The organism is Microbispora hainanensis, assembly GCF_006874475.1.
GTDB lineage: Bacteria > Actinomycetota > Actinomycetes > Streptosporangiales > Streptosporangiaceae > Microbispora > Microbispora hainanensis.
Map to the genome: position 1 here is coordinate 24,808 of NZ_VIRM01000025.1, position 16,666 is coordinate 41,473.

The following is a 16,666-nucleotide window of genomic DNA, read 5'->3' on the forward strand; positions in this document are numbered from 1 at the left end:
AACGTGGTTCACAAACGTGGACGGATCAACGGTGATGTTCGGGCCGCGGTCCTGTCAAGAACCCGTGTCCTATTCGAAACATTCACCCTCTTCGGGGTGCGCGTCTTGACCGCGCGCCGCCGCACACCGTACGGTCCGGGTGTTCACGAATATGAATCAGGTTCATATGGATGGCGGAGGAAGCCGGTGACAATCGACGGCCTGCTGTTCTTCCCGGTCACGCCCTGCGACGAGGAGGAGCGGCTCGACCTCGAGGTGTTCCGCCGGCACGTGCGGCAGGGCGTCGAGGCGGGGTGCGGAGCGGTGTTCGCCTGCTGCGGCACCGGCGAGTTCCCCTCGCTCAGCCTGCGCGACTACGCCGCCTGCGTGGCCGCGGCGGTCGAGGAGGCGGCCGGGCGCGTCCCGGTGGTCGCCGGGACCGGCTACGGCACCGCGATGGCCCTGGAGTTCGCCAGGGCGGCCGAGGACGGCGGGGCGTCGGCCCTGCTCGCGCTGCCGCCCTACCTCGTGCAGGCGGGCCAGGACGGCCTGCGCCGCCACTACGAGGCGCTCGCGGACGGCGCCGGGCTGCCGGTCATCCTCTACCAGCGGGACAACGCGATCTTCGAGCCGGAGACGGTCGCGGCGCTCGCGCGGCACCCGGGCGTCATCGGATTCAAGGACGGCTACGGCGACCTCGGCCTCCTGCGCCGGATCATCGAGGCCGCCCCGCCGGAAATGCTCTATTTCAACGGCCTGCCGACGGCGGAGCTGTCCCAGCTCGCCTACCGGGACCTCGGAGTGGTCCGCTACTCCTCCGCCGTCTTCTGTTTCCTCCCCGACCTCGCGCTCGCCTGCTATCGGGCGCTGCGGGACGGCCGCGACGACGTCGCGAACCGTCTGATCGAGGGCTTCTACCGTCCCCTGGTCGACCTCCGCGGCCAGGGCCCGGGGTATGCCGTCTCGCTCATCAAGGCGGGCGTTCGCCTGCGTGGTCTGGACGTGGGACCCGTCCGCCGGCCGCTGTCCGATCCCGGCCCCGAGCACCTCGACAGGCTCGCGGCGCTGATCGACCGCGGTCTCGCCCTTCTCGAAGAACTGGAGCGGTCGCCCGATCCGGCCTGAGCGCCGGCGACGCGTACGGACTCGTCTCGGGGGAGCGACCGCGGAACGGAGACAGTCATGCCCGGAAGATCCCTACTCCTGTCGGCCGCCCTCGCGATCACGGCCGCCGTCCCCGTGCTGGGAGCGGGCCCCGCCGGAGCGGTCACCCCGCCCGCCGGGAAGCCGGCCGACATCGGGCGGCAGACGCTGCCCGCGGGCGACGGCTGGGCCTCGTCCGGCACGGGCACCACCGGCGGCGCGGCGGCCCCCGCGTCGAACGTCCACGTGGTCACCGACCGCGCGGGCCTGGCCGCGGCGCTCGCCTCCCCCGGCCCCCGCATCATCTACGTCAAGGGCGTCATCGACGTCGACAAGACCTGCGCCGACTTCGCCACCGGCGGCTACACCCTGGCCGGCTACCTCGCGGCGTACGACCCGGCGGTGTGGGGACGCGACACCGAGCCGTCCGGGCCGATGGAGGACGCGCGGGCCGCCTCCGCCGAGGCGCAGACGAAGTACATCAAGCTCAAGGTGCCGTCCGACACCACCATCGCAGGCCTGCCGGGAGCGGCCATCCGGCACATCAACCTGCACGTGGACAAGGCCGACAACGTCATCATCCGCAACATCCGCTTCGAGGACGCGGCCGACTGCTTTCCCCAGTGGGACCCCACGGACGGCGACGAGGGCAACTGGAACTCCCTCTATGACAACATCTCGGTCACCGGCTCGACCCACGTGTGGATCGACCACAACACGTTCACCGACGGGGACAACCCCGACGCGAACCAGCCGGTCTACTTCGGCCGGCCCTACCAGGTGCACGACGGGCAGGCGGACATCACCAACGGCTCCGACTTCGTGACCGTGTCGTGGAACACGTTCTCCGACCACGACAAGACCATGCTGATCGGCTCGACCAACAACCCCGCGACCGACCGGGGCAAGCTCAGCGTCACCGTGCACCACAACGAGTTCTCCGGCAACCTGCAGCGGCTGCCCCGCGTGCGGTTCGGCAAGGTGCACGTCTACAACAACTACTACCAGGTGCCCGACGCCGGGCCCTTCGAGTACGCGCTGGGCGTGGGCGTGGAGTCGCAGATCTACGCCGAGAACAACTACTTCCGGCTGAGCCGGAGCGTCGACCCGGCCGACCTGCTCTACAACTGGGGCGGCACGACGCTGACGGCCAAGGGCAACCTGCTGCGGGTCGGCGGCAAGGAGACGCCGATCGACCTGGTCTCCGTCTACAACGCGAAGAACGACCCCGACCTCGGCGCCGACGCGGGCTGGACGCCGGCCCTGCACACGGGGATCGACCCCGCCGCGAGCGTGCGCAGGGAGGTCTCCCGGCACGCCGGGGCCGGAAAGATCCATTGACGGGCGGCGCGCGGCCCCCTGCGCGTGCACTGCGCATCCCCTGTGCGTGCACTGCGCATCCCCTGCGCGTGCCCTGTGCGCGCAGCGGGGCCGCGCGCACCCTCCTCACGGCAGGCCGAGGCGGGACAGCGGCAGCCCGAGCTGGAGATACAGCTCGAGCTGATCGAAGAAGATCTGCTGGTCGACGATCAGGCCGTCCTGCACCGTGAAGAACCAGCCGCACCGCACGCTGACGTACCGCCAGGAGCCATGGAGCATCTCGCTCGTGGTGAGCGGGAAGGGCCCGGTGTGCCTGCCGGTCCCCACCGTGGTGACCGCCGCGACCTCGCCCTCCACGATCTTCCGCAACACCGTGACATGCAGGTCGGGGAACGCGCTCCAGATCACGGTGTGATAGGACGCCACCTCCGAACGGCCCTCCACCGGGCCGCCCGGCCCCACTGCGGTGGGCTTGAGGCAGAAGCACCCCATGACCGCGTCCAGATCGTGGGCGTTGTACGCACTGAAATATCGGTCCACCACGTCGGCCACGGCGAGACCCCCGATGCTCGCACCTGGTTGTCCAGGCTATCGAGGCTCCGGTCCTTCACCTCGGGCGGGCGTCCGGAGCGAGCAGGCGGGTCAGCACCTCCTCCAGCCGGCGTCCCGGCCGCCCGCCGCTGGGGCTCTGCTTCGACCGCCAGGCGACGAAACCGTCGGGCCTGACGAGGGTCGCGCCGGTCCTCGTGATGCCGTACGCCTCACAGAACCGGCCTTCGGGATCACGCAGATCGACGCCGATCCGGTGGACGTCCAGCCCGGCGCGGCCCGGGGCCTCCGCGGCCCACTCCGCGCCGTCCGGGCCGATCAACAGGGTGAACGCTCCGGTGAACAGGTCGAGCGTGGACAGCCTGGTCCCCGCGCGCTCCAGCCATACGTGCGGCGCCCGCAGGCCCGGACGCCCGCCGGGCACCCGCGGGTCCTCGGCCGGCGCCTCGGGCGCGGGCGTCTCCGGGATGATCGCCGGGGAGTCGTAGCGGTACCCGAGGATCATGGTCAGGTCGTCGATCGCGGTGACGTCCTCGCCGATGCCTTCGTGGCGACCGGCGAGGTGCCGCGTCGCGGTCTCCAGCGTCAGCAGCGCGACCGGCCGGCGCTCGATCTCGTAGGTGTCCAGCAGCGCGTCTCCCGCCCGGCCGCCGATCACCGCGGCGAGTTTCCACGCCAGGTTGTGCGCGCCGGCGATGCCGGTGTTCGCGCCGTACGACCCGGACGGCGGCACGACGTGGGCGGCGTCCCCGGCGATGAACACCCGCCCGGCCCGGTATCGGTGGGCGACCCACCCGCCGACCGTGCTGTGGGAGACCTTCCACGGCCATCCCGGCACCGGGGGCACGAGCGTGAGGTCGAGGTCTTCCACCCCGGTCGCGAGGCGGGCCAGCTCGGCGCAGCGCCCCTCGGAGAAGTCGCCGGGGGTCTCGCCCGGCCGGTAGGGCACGCCGAGCATCCACCGCCCGGGGGTCCGCAGCGGCACGAGCACGGTGCCGGTGACCGGCCGGTCGAGGTAGGCCAGCAGGAACCGGCGTTCCCGCAGCACGGCGGTGAGGTCGGCGTCGAAGACGAAGTACGCCACGTGGGTCACCGGTCCCGGCTGGTCCGCGCCGATGCCGAGCCGGCCGCGCACGCCGGCGCGGTGACCGTCGGCGGCGACCAGATAATCGGCGCGGACGCATCGGTCGGCGCCGGTGCGCAGGTCGCGGACGACGGCCGTCACACCGTCGTCGTCGGCGTCGAAGGAGACCAGCTCGGTGCCGAAGCGGATGTCCGCGCCGCCGCTCTCGGCATGGCAGCGCACGATCCGTTCGAGCTCGTCCTGGTCGATCATCGCCCAGTCGGCCGGGCTGACCGATGACGGCGGCCGGACGTGCGCGAGCAGGTCCACGCGGAAGCGCTCCCGGCCGGCCAGCGTGTCCGCGCCGATCATCTCCGGAAGGCCGGCGAGGATCGACTGCCGCCCGCGGATCTCCTCCTCCAGCCCGAGCGAGCGGTAGATCTCCATCGAGCGCGGGTTGAACGCCCGCGCCTGCGGTGTGATCGCCGTCGACGGATGCCGTTCGACCAGCATCGGGCGGACCCCGAGGCGGGTGAGGAAGAGCGCGGCGGACAGGCCGGTGATGCCTCCTCCCACGATGAGAACGGCGGTCCTGTCGTCGTACGGCGTGGTCATGGGTGCGTCCTCCCGTTCGGAACCTGTCGCACTCATAATCAACCGTCTATAAAATTGTGTCAATCAGATGATTGATTGTGTTGAATGGATGGATGACACTGTCAGCGCTACGATCGGATCATGTCCACGCCGAAGCCCCGCAGATCGCCCAAGCCCCAGGAACGGCAGCGCGACCCGGAGCGCACCCGCGGGCTCATCCTGGACGCGGCCACGGCCGAGTTCGCCGGGCACGGCTACGCGGGCGCCCGGCTCAGCGCGATCGCCGCCAGGGCCGGCGTCAACCAGCAGCTGATCTCGTACTACTTCGACGGCAAGGAGGGCCTCTATCGGGCCCTCGGGGAACGCTGGCGGCAGCGTCAGGGCGAGCTCGTGTCGCCCGGCACGCCGCTGCCCGAGCAGATCCGCCGGTACGCGCTGGAGGCGCTGGACAACCCGGACGGTGTCCGGTTGCTGGCGTGGAGCGGCCTGGAGTACGCGGGGCCGCACACCGATCCCGACCAGGCGCCGCGTTCCGAGGCGCTGCGGGGCTACGTGGACGAGGTCCGCGCCCGGCAGGCGGCGGGCCGGCTGCCGGACGAGGTCGATCCGGCCTGTCTGAGCATCATGCTGATGGCCGCCGCCATGGCCCCCGTCACCCTGCCACACGTCGTCGAGGGCGTCTGCGGAGCCGATCCCCACTCCCCCGAGTTCGTCCGGCACTACGCCGAGCAGGTCTCCCTGGTCGCCCGGCTCCTCGGGCTCGGCCCCGAACGGCACCCCGAAGACCGGTCGGAACAGCGACCCGAAGACCGGTCGGAACAGCACACGGAACAGCGGGCCGAATAGCAGTCCGCGCCGCTCCCTCGGAACGGGAGCGGCGCGGCGGCGAACACCGCGGAAAGGGGCGCGGTGGTGTCAGACGTGCAGGCGGCCGTCCACACGTTGCGGCACGCCGAGGGGGTTGTCGTCGCGCAGCTCCGGCGGCAGCAGGTCCGCCGGCCAGTCCTGGTAGGCAACGGGGGTGGTCCAGCGGCTGATCGAGGCCGCGCCGACGGAGGTGTGCGCCGGGGCCGTGGAGGCGGGCCAGGGGCCGCCGTGGTGCATCGCCCAGCAGACGGCGACGCCCGTGGGCCAGCCGTTCCAGATGAGCCGCCCCGCCAGGCGCCGCAGCACCGGCACGAGATCGCGGGCCTCCTCCGGCCCGGCCGCGTGGACGGTCGCGGTCAGCGACCCGGGCAGCCGGCGCAGCACGGTGGGCAGGTCGGCGGCGTCGCGGTAGCGGACCACGATCGCCGCCGGGCCGAAGCACTCCTCCCCCAGCTCCGGCAGCCCGTCCGCGAAGGCCTCCAGGTCGGCGGCGAAGACCTGCGGGGTGATGCCGTCCACCGCGCTTCCGCCGGCCAGCACGTCGAGCCGGTCGGCCAGCCGGCCGGACACCCGCAGGTAGCCCTCGCGGATCTTGTCGGTCAGCATGGGCCCGCCGCTGGTCGCATCGACCGCCTCGGCGATCGCCTGCTCGAACCCGCCCTCGGCCGGGACGAAGACCAGGCCGGGGTTGGTGCAGAACTGTCCTACCCCCAGCGTGAGCGAGGCCGCGAACCCGGAGGCCACGTCGGCGGGGTCGGCCGACGACAGCACGACGACGGGGTTGACGCTGCCCAGCTCGCCGTAGAACGGGATGGGGTCGGGCCGCTCGTCGATCAGCCTCTGGATGGCCGTGCCGCCCGCGAGCGAGCCGGTGAAGCCGACCGCCGTGACGAGCGGGTGCTGCACCAGCGGAGCCCCCGCCTCGAACCCGTGCACGAGCCCGAGCAGGTCGGGGTCGGGCAGGGCCTGCCGTACGACGGAGGCGGTCAGGTCGGAGGTGCGGGGATGCCCTTCGTGGGCCTTGACCACGACCGGGCAGCCGGCCGCGAGCGCCGACACGGTGTCGCCGCCCGCCACCGAGAACGCGAAGGGGAAGTTGCTGGCCGCGAAGACGGCCACGACGCCGAGCGGGTGGTTCATCCGTCGCACGTCGGGCCGGGGCGGGGTGGCGCCGGGGTCGGGGTGGTCGATCACCGCCTCGACCCAGCCGCCGTCCCGCAGGACGTCGGCGAACAGCCGGAACTGCGCGGCCGTACGGGCGATCTCGCCGCGTAGCCGCGCCTCCGGCAGCCGGGTCTCCTCCGCGGCGGCCGGCCACAGCTCCTCGGCGTGCTTGAGCAGGGCGTCGGCGACGCCTTCGAGCACCGTGGCGCGCTCGGCCGGAGGCGTCGCCCGCCACGCCTCGCCCGCCGTCGCGGCCCGCTCGACCGCCGCCCGAACGGAATCGATCACCTGATCGGTCACCTCATTTCCCAGCCGTGAGATTCCCGACATCGTAGCGGGGACCGCAGAACGCCCCGCCGACCAGGGAGTGCGGCAGCGCGCCGAGATCGGGCTCGCCGTGCTCGGCGATCAGCTCCTCGGCGAACACCTCGGAGTCGTCCATGGGCTCGTAGCCGATGGCCCGGCCCTCCTCCAGCGACCACCAGCGGCGCGTGTTGGCGGACACGCCCCACACCACGTGGAAGCCGTCGGCGGCCAGCGACGCCTCGACCAGTCGCGCGCAGTCGTCCGGGGACAGCCAGGTCGACAGCATGCGCACGTCCCTGGGCTTCTCGAAGCACGAGCCGATGCGCAGGCAGGTCACCTGCATGCCATAGCGGTCGTGGTAGAGCGAGCCGAGCGCCTCCTTGGTCACCTTGCTCACGCCATAGAAGGTGTCGGGGCGCGGGAACAGGTAGTCGGGCGCCTCGCCCTCGCCGCGCGGGAAGAACCCGACCGCGTGGTTGCTGCTGGCCAGCACGACATGGCGCACTCCGGCCCGCCTCGCGGCCTCCAGCACGACGTAGGTGCCGTTGATGTTGACCTGCAGGATGTCCGCCCACGGCTGTTCGACGCTGTGGCCGCCGAGGTGCAGCACGGCGTCCACGCCGTCCATCGCCGCCTCCATCGCCACGGGGTCGGTGATGTCGGCGGTAATCGCCTCCTCGCCCGGGCCCGCCTCCAACGGGACGACGTCGAGCAGGCGCAGCACGCGCCCCCCTCTGGCCAGCCGAGGTCGCAGCATGGTGCCGACGCCGCCCGCCGCGCCGGTCATGAGAATTCGCATGTGCCTCCTGTCGGATCGGCCCTGCAGGGAGCGCGGCCCCGGTGATGGGGGATCTGGTGCCCACGCCGGTGCCCGGCGCTCCGTGAGCGTCCAAGCGCCGTACGGACCGTGTCAATGCGGAACGGCGCCAGTCTCGCAGCAACTCCCGAATGTTCACAACTACGGGCGCGATTCACATATCTGACCCGATCTGTCCTTGACGCAACTGATGCCAATTTTTACGGTCTTGCTAGCAAGGAAACACAATTGCGGAGCCGGCGACGCCGCCGCCGACCGTCCTGGTGCGGCTGCTACACCGGCCTGGTGCTCGTCTTCGCCGGGCCGCTGCCGGCCTGCCGGTCAGCGTGTTCGCGGCGTCGCCGCCGGCCCTGCCGCCCTCGATCATCGCGTTCCCGGCCTTCCAGCGGCAGTTCATGCGCGGGCTGACCAGCGGCGCGGCCAAAGGGTGACGAAGTTGACTTTCGTCGGATGATCCGGCTAGCTTCGTGGACATATTGAAGAACTTTGTCCACATATGTGGACATCAAGGGAGTGGGCGGATGCAGCTCGACGGCGTTCTCTTCTTTCCGGTCACACCGTTCGGCTCGGACGGTGAGCTGGCCGAGGACGTGCTGGCCAAGCACGTGAGCCGAGGGGTGACCGAGGGCGCGGGCGGGGTGTTCGCCGCCTGCGGCACCGGCGAGTTCAACGCGCTGGGCATCGACGAGTACGCACGGGTGGTGCGGATCGCCGTCGAGTCGGCGGACGGCCGGGTTCCCGTGCTGTCCGGGGCCGGCGGCGCGCTCCCGTTCGCCCGCGAGTGCGCGCGCAGGGCCGCCGACGCGGGCGCCGACGGCCTGCTGCTGCTGCCGCCCTACCTGGTCAGCGCGCCCGCCGAAGGGCTGGTGCGCTACGTCCGCGAGATCGCGGCCGCCACCGACCTGCCGATCATCGTCTACCAGCGGGCCAACGCCCGCTTCACGCCCGCCGCCGCGGCGGCGCTGACCGAGATCCCCCACGTCGTCGGGTTCAAGGACGGCCTGGGCGACGTCGACGCCATGCAGCGCATCGTGCTCGCCGTCAGGGAGGCGACCGATCGCGACTTCACGTTCTTCAACGGGCTCCCGACGGCCGAGATGACCGTGCCCGCCTATCGGGGGATCGGCGTGAGCCTCTACTCCTCCGCCGTGTTCTGCTTCCTCCCCGAGGTGGCGCTGGCCTTCCACAAGGCCGTGACCGCCGGGGACGACGAGCTCGTGCGGCGCCTGCTCGCCGGTTTCTACCGTCCCCTGGTCGAGTTGCGCGACCTCGTGCCCGGCTACGCCGTCTCGCTCATCAAGGCGGGCGTCACATTGCGCGGCCTCGACGTGGGCGGAGTGCGCCCGCCGCTGGTCGACGCGGCGCCCGAGCACGTGGCCCGGCTCGAGCGGCTGATCGCGGCCGGTCTGGAGATCGTGGGATGAGGATTCGCGAGATCAACGTCACGCCGGTCGCCTTCCGCGACCCGCCGCTGCTCAACGCCGCCGGCGTCCACGAGCCGTGGGCGCTGCGCACGATCGTCGAGGTCGTCACCGACGAGGGCCTGACCGGCCTCGGCGAGACCTACGGCGACCTCGACCACCTCGTGCGGGTGCGGGCCGCCGCCGAGGCGCTGATCGGCCACGACGTCTACCGCCACAACACGATGTACGCCACCGTGGCCGGACTGGTCGGGGCCGACGTCGTCACCGACCTGCACGGCCTGACCGGCACCTCCTCACGGGCCAAGACCGTCGACCGGATCTTCTCCCCCTTCGAGGTGGCGTGCCTCGACATCCAGGGCAAGGCGGTGGGCCGGCCCGTCGTGGACCTGCTCGGCGGCAGGGTGCGCGACGCCGTGCCGTACAGCGCCTATCTGTTCTACAAGTGGGCGGGCCACCCGGGCGCGCCGGACGACGGCTTCGGCACCGCACTCGACCCCGAGGGCGTGGTCGAGCAGGCCCGGCTGCTGATCGGCCGGTATGGCTTCCGCTCCATCAAGCTCAAGGGCGGGGTGTTCCCGCCCGAGCAGGAGATCGAGGCGACCCGCGCGCTGCGTGAGGCGTTCCCGGACCACCCGCTCCGCCTCGACCCCAACGCCGTCTGGAGCGTGGAGACCTCGATCCGGGTGGGCCGCGAGCTCGACGGCGTGCTCGAATATCTGGAGGACCCGACCGAGGGCATCGAGGGCATGGCGCGGGTCGCCGCCGAGGTGCCGATGCCGCTCGCCACGAACATGTGCGTCGTGACCCCCGAGCACCTGCCCGAGGCCGTCCGGCGCAACGCGATCGGCGTGCTGCTGGCCGATCACCACTATTGGGGCGGCCTGGTGCGCTCGGCGCACATCGCCACACTGTGCGCGACCTTCGGCATCGAGCTGTCCATGCACAGCAACTCCCACCTCGGCATCAGCCTCGCCGCGATGACCCACCTGGCCGCCGCCACCCCGTCGGTCACGCACGCCTGCGACACCCACACGCCGTGGCAGGACGGCCAGGACGTGGTGGCCCCCGGCGCGCTGCGGTTCGTGGACGGCGCGGTCCCGGTGCCCGACGGCCCGGGACTCGGAGTGGAACTCGACCGCGACGCCCTCGCAATCATGAACGAGCAGTATGAGAAGTGCGGGGTCCGCTCCCGCGACGACACGACGTACATGCGGTCCGTCGACCCGTCCTTCTCCGCACGGAGGCCACGCTGGTGAACGTCATCTACGCCTACCCCTGGGACATCGTCGGCGACCCCGGCGCCGCCGCACGCCTCAAGGCGCTCGGCGTCGACGCGGTGGCGCTCGCCGCGTCCTACCACACCACCCGCGCCGCCACCCCTTTTCATCCGGCGCACCGGCTGGTCGACGCCCGGCACGCCGCCTGCTACGTCCCCGTACGCGAGGAGGCGTGGAAGGGGTCGCGGCTCGTGCCCGGCACGCCGTCGTGGATGGACTCGGATGACCCGTTCGGGGAGGCCAGGGACGCCCTGCGGGCCGCCGGCCTGCCGGTCCACGCGTGGACCGTGCTGACCCACAGCACGCTGCTCGGCTCGGCCAACCCCGGCCTGGTCGTCACCAACGCCTTCGGCGAGCTCTACCCGTACGCGCTGTGCCCGGCGGCGGCCGACGTGCGCGACTACTGCCGCACGCTGGTCCACGAGGTCGTCGAGGCGGGTGACCCCGACGCGTTGATCCTGGAGGCGTGCGGCGCGCTCGGCTTCCGGCACGGCGGCCACCACGAGAAGACCGACGGCGCGGACTGGTCGCCCGCGCAGATCGCGCTGCTGTCGCTGTGCTTCTGCGCGGCCTGCGTACGCCGCTATGAGGCGGCCGGGCCGGACGTCGCCGAGGTCCGCGCCCGGGTGCGGGCGGGCGTCGACGGCGCGCCGGGCTCGGTCGAGGACGCGCTCGGCGACCTCGCCGGCCCGATGCGCGACCTGCGCACGGGGCTCGCGGGCGAGCTGCGCGACCTGCTGCTGGCCGAGGCCAGGGCGGTGCGGCCCGACCTGAAGATCGCCCTGCACGCCAGCGCCGACCCGTGGGCGACCGGCCCGTTCGCCACCGTGCCCGAGGGGGTGGACGTCGACGTGCTCGTCGGCAACTGCTGGAACGCCCCCGAGGTGGACGAGGCCGGGCTGCGCGCGCTGAGCCGGCTCGGCCCCCGCGTGGGCGCGTACGTGCTGGCCCTGCCCCCGCGCCCGGCGGACGGCGCGGCGCTGTCGTTCCTGGCCGAGGCCTACACGGCCGCCGGCGCCGACGAGATCCACTGGTATCACGGCGGACTCGCCTCCGCGGCCCGGCTGAAGGCGATCACGGAGGCGATCCGCCGCTGACGCGCCGAGCCGCCCCAGGCCGAGACGATGCAGGCCGAGACGATGCAGGGCCGAGACGAGCCGAGACGAGATGCGGCGCCGAGACGATGCGGGACAATCATAGGCATGCGGTTCGGCATCCTCGGCCCCACGCAGGCGCGGCCCGACGGCGAGCGCCCGGTCCCGGTCGGCGGGCCGGGGGTGCGGGCGCTGCTCGGCCTGCTGCTCCTCAACGCGGGGCGGGTCGTCACCACCGAACGCCTGATCGACGGCCTCTACGGCGCCGAGCCTCCCGCCGGGGCCACCAACGCCCTGCAGGCCCAGGTGTCGCGGCTGCGCCAGCACCTCGGCGACCTGGTCGTCCGGGAACCCGCGGGCTACCGGCTGGCGGTGGACCCCGACGACGTGGACGCGCCGCGCTTCGAACGGCTGGCGGCCGAGGGGCGGCGGGCGCTCGACGCGGGCGACCCCGCCGGGGCCGCCGGCCTGCTCGACCAGGCCCTCGCGCTGTGGCGCGGGCCCGCGCTCGCGGACGTGCCCGACGCGCCGTTCGCACCCGTCCAGGCGGCCCGGCTGGAGGAGCTGCGCCTGTCGGCGGCCGAAGACCTCGCCGAGGCCCGCCTCGCCCTCGGGCGGCACCGCGACCTGCTGCCCGAGCTGCAGGAACGGGTCGGGACGCACCCGCTGCGGGAGCGCTCGCGCGGGCAGCTCATGCGCGCGCTGTACGCGGCGGGCCGCCCCGCGGAGGCGCTGGCGGTCTACGACGAGGCCCGGCGGGTGCTCGCCGACGAACTGGGCGTCGACCCCTCGGCCGAGCTGGCCGCGATCCACCTCGCGGTGCTGCGCTCCGATCCGTCCCTCGCTCCCGCCTCCGCCTCCGCCGCGCCCGGCGGACGGCCCGTCCCGCTCACCTCCCTCGTGGGCCGCGACGACGAGCTGGAGCGTATCGGCGCGCTGCTCGCCGAGGCGCGGCTGGTGACGTTCATCGGCCCGGGCGGCACCGGGAAGACCCGGCTGGCGATCGAGGCGGCCGGCCGGTGGCAGGGCGAGGTCTGCCTCGTGGAGCTGGCCCCGCTCACCGACGGGGCCGACGTGCCGCAGGCCGTGCTCGGCGCGCTCGGGCTGCGCGAGACCGCCGCGGCCATCCCCGCTCCCGGAACGCGGCAGGGCGCGGCCGATCCCGTCGCCCGACTGGTGGCCGCCCTCACCCTGCGGCCGGTGCTGCTCGTGCTCGACAACTGCGAGCACGTCGTGGAGGAGGCGGCCCGGCTCGCCGACCGGCTGCTCGCGGCGTGCCCCGCCCTCCGCGTGCTGGCCACAAGCCGGGAGGCGCTCGGCATCACCGGCGAGCGCCTGTGCCCGGTGCCCCCACTGCGGGTGCCGCCCCCTGCCGGCGAATCCGCCGCCGAGCCCTCCGTGGAGGACGCCGTGGAGGACGCCGTGGAGGACGCCGTGGAGGACGCCGTGGAGGACGCGCTCGCCTATCCGGCCGTACGGCTGTTCGTCGAACGGGCGGCCGCCGTACGCCCCGGCTTCGCCCTCGCGCCCGGCGACGTCGGGCACGTGCTGCGGATCTGCCGGGCGCTGGACGGGCTGCCGCTCGCCGTCGAACTGGCCGCCGCGCGGCTGCGCTCGCTGCCCCTGGCCCGGATCGCCGCCCGGCTGGGCGGCGGCGACGACGGCGACCCCGCGGCGGAGGGCGACGCCCCGCGTTTCGCGCTGCTGTCGCGCGGCAGCCGTACGGCGCAGCCGCGCCATCGGACGCTGCGCGCGGTCGTCGAGTGGAGCTGGGACCTGCTCGACGAACCGGAGCGCGCGCTCGCCCGGCGCCTGACGGTCTTCGCGGGCGGCGCGACGCTGGAGGCGGCCGAGCGGGTGTGCGGCCTGCCCGACACCGACGGCGTGCTCGCCTCCCTGGTGGACAAGTCCCTCGTCGAGGTGGTGGACGACCGCTATCGCATGCTGGAGACGATCCGGGCGTTCTGCGCCGAGCGGCTCGCCGAGGCCGGCGAGAGCGAGGCCATGCGGCAGGCCCACCTCGCGTACGTCCTCGACCTGGCCGCCACCGCCGACCCGCACCTGCGCGGGCACGGTCAGATCGAGTGGCTGCGCCGGCTGGACGGCGAGCGCGACAACCTCCAGGCCGCGCTGCGCCGCGCCGTACGCGCGGGTGACCTGGCGCCCGCGCTGCGGCTGCTGTCGGCCACGGCCGGCTACTGGCTGCTGCGCGGGCTGCGCGGCGAGGCCGCCCGGCTGGGCGCCGAACTGCTGGGCGAGGCCGGCGCCACGCCGCCCGAGGGACTGGAGGAGGAGCACGTCGTGTGCGCCTGCCTCGTGGCCTGGGGCGGGACCAGCGGCCCCGTCGTGGACGCGCTCGTGGCCGACGCCATCCGCCGGACCTACACACTGCCCATGCCGCCCCGTCAGCCATACCTCCTCGTGCTGCACGCGATGATCAGCGGTCCTCCCTCCGGGGAGTTGCTCCACCGGATGGAGGACCTGTTCCGCGCGCTGGACCGCGACCCGTGGACGCGGATGCTCAGCCGGTTCAGCCTCTCCTATCTCAAGGCGTTCGACGGCCGGCTCGACGAGGCCGAGCAGGAGCTCACCGGCGCGCTCCGCGACGCCCGCGCCGCCGGGGACGTCTGGCTCCGGGTGATGATGTTGTCCGCGATGTCGGACGTCGCCGACGGGCGGGGAGATCTCGAACGGGTCGAGGCGCTGACCAACGAGGCGATCGACCTGGCCGAGCGGCTGGGCGCCACGGCGGACCTCGCCGAGAGCCTCTGCCGGCGCGGCTGGGCCCGCATGCGTTCCGGGCACATGGACGCCGCGAGGGCCGACTTCGAGCGGGCCGCCGAGCTGGCCCGGCGCACGGGCGCCCCGGAGATCCTCGCGACGGCGCTCCTGGGGCTCGGCGAGCTCGCCCGGCACGGCGGTGACCTGCCCGGGGCCCGGCGGTGGTACGAGAGGGCCCTGGCGGAGTGCACGGCCGAGTGGTTCACCGCCGAGGAGACGCGCTCACACGTCTATCTCGCGCTCGGCTGGGCCGCGCAGATGGCGGGCGAGACCGCCGAGGCGCTCGCGTGGCACCGCCGCGCCCTCACCACCGGCCTCGGCTCCCGCAGCCTCACCATGACCGCCGCGGTCGCGGAGGGCGTCGCCGGCGTCGCCCTGCTGGAGGAGGCCCCCGAGCGGGCCGCCTGGCTGCTGGGCGTCGGCGCCGCGCTGCGCGGAGCACCCGCCGCCGGCGACCCGGACGTCGCCCGGATCGAGGCGCGCTGCCGGGCCGTCCTCGGCGACGACGCCTTCGACCGGGCGTACGCCGAGGCCGAGGCGTTCACGCGGCAGCGGGTGCCGGCCGCGGCGGGCGTCATGGCGGGCGTCATGGCGGGCGGCACGGAGAGCGCTGCGGAGGGCACCGAGGCGGCGGCGCTGACCGTCATCGAAAGGCACCTGTCAGCGCTCGGTGGGTGAGCCGTCAGCGTCCGGGCGCACGCTGACGGCCATGAACGACACCTCCCGCAAATGGGGCACCCTGGTCGTCGCCTGCCTGGCCATGCTCCTGTTGTCCCTCGATCTCACCGTGCTGCACCTCGCCCTGCCGAAGCTCGGCGAGGACCTGGCGCCCTCGGCCACCCAGTTGCTGTGGATCGCCGACATCTACGGCTTCGCGCTGGCCGCGCTGCTCGTGACCATGGGCAACCTCGGCGACCGGATCGGGCGCAAACGCCTGCTGCTCGCCGGCCTGGCCGCCTTCGGCGCGACCTCGGTGCTCACGGCGTACGCGCCGAACGCCCCGCTGCTGATCGCCGCCCGCGCGCTCCTCGGTGTGGCCGGCGCGACGATCATGCCCTCGACGCTGTCGCTGATCCGCAACGTGTTCTCCGACCCGAAGGAGCGGACCACCGCGGTCGGCATCTGGAGCAGCGTGGGCGCGATCGGGTTCGCCCTCGGGCCCATCGTCGGCGGCCTGCTGCTCGACCACTTCTGGTGGGGCTCGGTCTTCCTGATCAACGTGCCCGTCGTCGTGGCCGTCCTGGCCGCCGGGGTCGTCGTGCTGCCCGAGTCGCGCAACCCCCGTCCCGGACGGCTCGACCTCGTCAGCGTTCCGCTGTCCGCCGTGGGCGTGCTCGGCCTGATCTACGCGATGAAGGAGGCCACGACCGGAGGCGTCGCGCAGGCCCCGGTGATCGTCGCGGCCGTGGTCGCGGTCGCCGCACTGGTCGTGTTCGTCCGCAGGCAGACCCGGCTGGCCGAGCCACTGATCGACGTGACGCTGTTCCGGCGGCGGGCGTTCGCGGCCACCGTCGGCGCCGAACTGGTCGCGGTCTTCGCGATGCTCGCCATGTCGGTGGTCTTCGCGCAGTATTTCCAGCTCGTCATGGGCTGGTCGCCGCTCACCGCCGGGCTCGCCGGGATGCCGGGCGGCCTCGCCGGGGGCGTCGGCGGCGCGCTGTCCGGCGTGCTCGTGCACCGCTTGGGCCGCGGGCCGGTCGTCAGCCTCGGGCTGGTGCTGACCTCGATCGGGTTCATCCTGTTCAGCCGGATCGACACGGAGACGCCCTATCTCTACATGCTGGTCGCCATGCTCATCCAGGGCGTCGGGATGGGCTTCACGTTCGCGGTGACCGGCGACACGCTGCTCGCCTCCGTGCCCAAGGAGCGGGCCGGCGCGGCGAGCGCGATCTCGGAGACCGCGCACGAGATGGGGGGCGCGCTCGGCATCGCCGTGCTCGGCACCGTGCTGACCAGCGCCTACCGGAACGGCCTGGTGCTTCCGCCCGGCCTGCCCGGCGGGCCCGCGGCCGAGGCCCGCGACACACTGGCGGGCGCGCTGAATGTCGCCGCCACGCTCCCGGGCGACGCCGCGGGGGCCGTCGCCCGGGCCGCCCGTCAGGCGTTCGTCGAGGGCATCCACGTCACCGTGCTGACCGGCGCGGCCGTCCTGCTCGTGCTCGCGGTCGCCGTGCCGTTCGCGCTGCGCGGCGTGCCCAAGGTGATCCCCGAGACCGGGGACGAGGAGACCGGCGGGCAGCAGCCCGCCGAGGGCACGGTCACGGTCCGCTGAGGTGCAGGCCGCTCAC

13 protein-coding genes are annotated in these 16,666 nt (G+C 73.4%); 9 read left to right on the top strand and 4 right to left on the bottom strand.

The genetic code is table 11. The annotated features are described in order from the left end of the window. Positions 1–186 precede the first annotated feature (186 nt). Both FLX08_RS20590 and FLX08_RS20595 read left to right on the top strand, forming a co-directional pair. On the top strand, positions 187–1,104 hold the full coding sequence (locus FLX08_RS20590; protein ID WP_142620512.1) for a 5-dehydro-4-deoxyglucarate dehydratase: 918 nt from the start codon (positions 187–189) through the stop codon (positions 1,102–1,104). Between the two features lie 57 nt (positions 1,105–1,161). Further along, positions 1,162–2,463, top strand: a complete 1,302-nt coding sequence (locus FLX08_RS20595) for a pectate lyase family protein (RefSeq protein WP_142620513.1) — start codon at positions 1,162–1,164, stop codon at positions 2,461–2,463. Positions 2,464–2,568: 105 nt separating this feature from the next. Here FLX08_RS20595 and FLX08_RS20600 read toward each other — a convergent pair whose 3' ends face one another. Further along, positions 2,569–2,994 (bottom strand): nuclear transport factor 2 family protein, encoded by a 426-nt coding sequence (locus FLX08_RS20600; RefSeq protein ID WP_167530502.1) that lies wholly within the window; start codon positions 2,992–2,994, stop codon positions 2,569–2,571. Between the two features lie 55 nt (positions 2,995–3,049). Then, on the bottom strand, positions 3,050–4,669 hold the full coding sequence (locus tag FLX08_RS20605) for an FAD-dependent monooxygenase (protein ID WP_142620515.1): 1,620 nt from the start codon (positions 4,667–4,669) through the stop codon (positions 3,050–3,052). A gap of 120 nt (positions 4,670–4,789) precedes the next feature. On the opposite strand from FLX08_RS20605, the gene FLX08_RS20610 reads away from it, so the two are divergent. After that, on the top strand, positions 4,790–5,494 hold the full coding sequence (locus FLX08_RS20610; RefSeq protein WP_142620516.1) for a TetR/AcrR family transcriptional regulator: 705 nt from the start codon (positions 4,790–4,792) through the stop codon (positions 5,492–5,494). 69 nt (positions 5,495–5,563) lie between these two features. On the opposite strand, the gene FLX08_RS20615 is transcribed toward FLX08_RS20610, so the two are convergent. Together FLX08_RS20615 and FLX08_RS20620 are read right to left on the bottom strand one after the other, a co-directional pair. Continuing rightward, a complete protein-coding gene (locus FLX08_RS20615) occupies positions 5,564–6,967 on the bottom strand; it encodes an aldehyde dehydrogenase (NADP(+)) (RefSeq protein ID WP_244312779.1) in 1,404 nt (467 codons plus the stop codon). Positions 6,968–6,980: 13 nt separating this feature from the next. Next, on the bottom strand, positions 6,981–7,784 hold the full coding sequence (locus tag FLX08_RS20620; RefSeq protein WP_142620518.1) for an NAD-dependent epimerase/dehydratase family protein: 804 nt from the start codon (positions 7,782–7,784) through the stop codon (positions 6,981–6,983). A 281-nt stretch (positions 7,785–8,065) separates the two neighbouring features. Here FLX08_RS20620 and FLX08_RS40730 point away from each other — a divergent pair, with 281 nt between their 5' ends. The 6 genes from FLX08_RS40730 (at position 8,066) to FLX08_RS20645 (ending at position 16,650) form a co-directional block, all read left to right on the top strand. Beyond that, positions 8,066–8,233 (top strand): hypothetical protein, encoded by a 168-nt coding sequence (locus FLX08_RS40730; RefSeq protein WP_167530499.1) that lies wholly within the window; start codon positions 8,066–8,068, stop codon positions 8,231–8,233. A 90-nt stretch (positions 8,234–8,323) separates the two neighbouring features. Then, positions 8,324–9,226: a 5-dehydro-4-deoxyglucarate dehydratase gene (locus FLX08_RS20625; RefSeq protein WP_142620519.1), complete on the top strand. Its 903-nt coding sequence runs from the start codon at positions 8,324–8,326 to the stop codon at positions 9,224–9,226. Beyond that, positions 9,223–10,482: a glucarate dehydratase family protein gene (locus FLX08_RS20630; protein ID WP_142620520.1), complete on the top strand. Its 1,260-nt coding sequence runs from the start codon at positions 9,223–9,225 to the stop codon at positions 10,480–10,482. Before FLX08_RS20625 ends, FLX08_RS20630 begins: the two co-directional genes overlap by 4 nt. After that, positions 10,479–11,600, top strand: a complete 1,122-nt coding sequence (locus FLX08_RS20635) for a hypothetical protein (protein WP_142620521.1) — start codon at positions 10,479–10,481, stop codon at positions 11,598–11,600. Before FLX08_RS20630 ends, FLX08_RS20635 begins: the two co-directional genes overlap by 4 nt. A 105-nt stretch (positions 11,601–11,705) precedes the next feature. Continuing rightward, the gene (locus FLX08_RS20640; protein ID WP_142620522.1) at positions 11,706–15,056 is read left to right on the top strand and encodes an AfsR/SARP family transcriptional regulator; all 3,351 of its coding nucleotides are present in this window, start codon (positions 11,706–11,708) and stop codon (positions 15,054–15,056) included. A gap of 31 nt (positions 15,057–15,087) precedes the next feature. Continuing rightward, a complete protein-coding gene (locus tag FLX08_RS20645) occupies positions 15,088–16,650 on the top strand; it encodes a DHA2 family efflux MFS transporter permease subunit (protein WP_142620523.1) in 1,563 nt (520 codons plus the stop codon). Positions 16,651–16,666 lie beyond the last annotated feature (16 nt).

What these genes read in the sequence shown, in the direction of transcription:
- FLX08_RS20620 (WP_142620518.1), bottom strand. Translation starts at nt 7,784, where the DNA reads ATGCGAATTCTCATGACCGGCGCGGCGGGCGGCGTCGGCACCATGCTG.
- FLX08_RS20610 (WP_142620516.1), top strand. Translation starts at nt 4,790, where the DNA reads ATGTCCACGCCGAAGCCCCGCAGATCGCCCAAGCCCCAGGAACGGCAG.
- FLX08_RS20640 (WP_142620522.1), top strand. Translation starts at nt 11,706, where the DNA reads ATGCGGTTCGGCATCCTCGGCCCCACGCAGGCGCGGCCCGACGGCGAG.
- FLX08_RS20645 (WP_142620523.1), top strand. Translation starts at nt 15,088, where the DNA reads ATGAACGACACCTCCCGCAAATGGGGCACCCTGGTCGTCGCCTGCCTG.
- FLX08_RS20630 (WP_142620520.1), top strand. Translation starts at nt 9,223, where the DNA reads ATGAGGATTCGCGAGATCAACGTCACGCCGGTCGCCTTCCGCGACCCG.
- FLX08_RS20625 (WP_142620519.1), top strand. Translation starts at nt 8,324, where the DNA reads ATGCAGCTCGACGGCGTTCTCTTCTTTCCGGTCACACCGTTCGGCTCG.
- FLX08_RS20595 (WP_142620513.1), top strand. Translation starts at nt 1,162, where the DNA reads ATGCCCGGAAGATCCCTACTCCTGTCGGCCGCCCTCGCGATCACGGCC.
- FLX08_RS20605 (WP_142620515.1), bottom strand. Translation starts at nt 4,669, where the DNA reads ATGACCACGCCGTACGACGACAGGACCGCCGTTCTCATCGTGGGAGGA.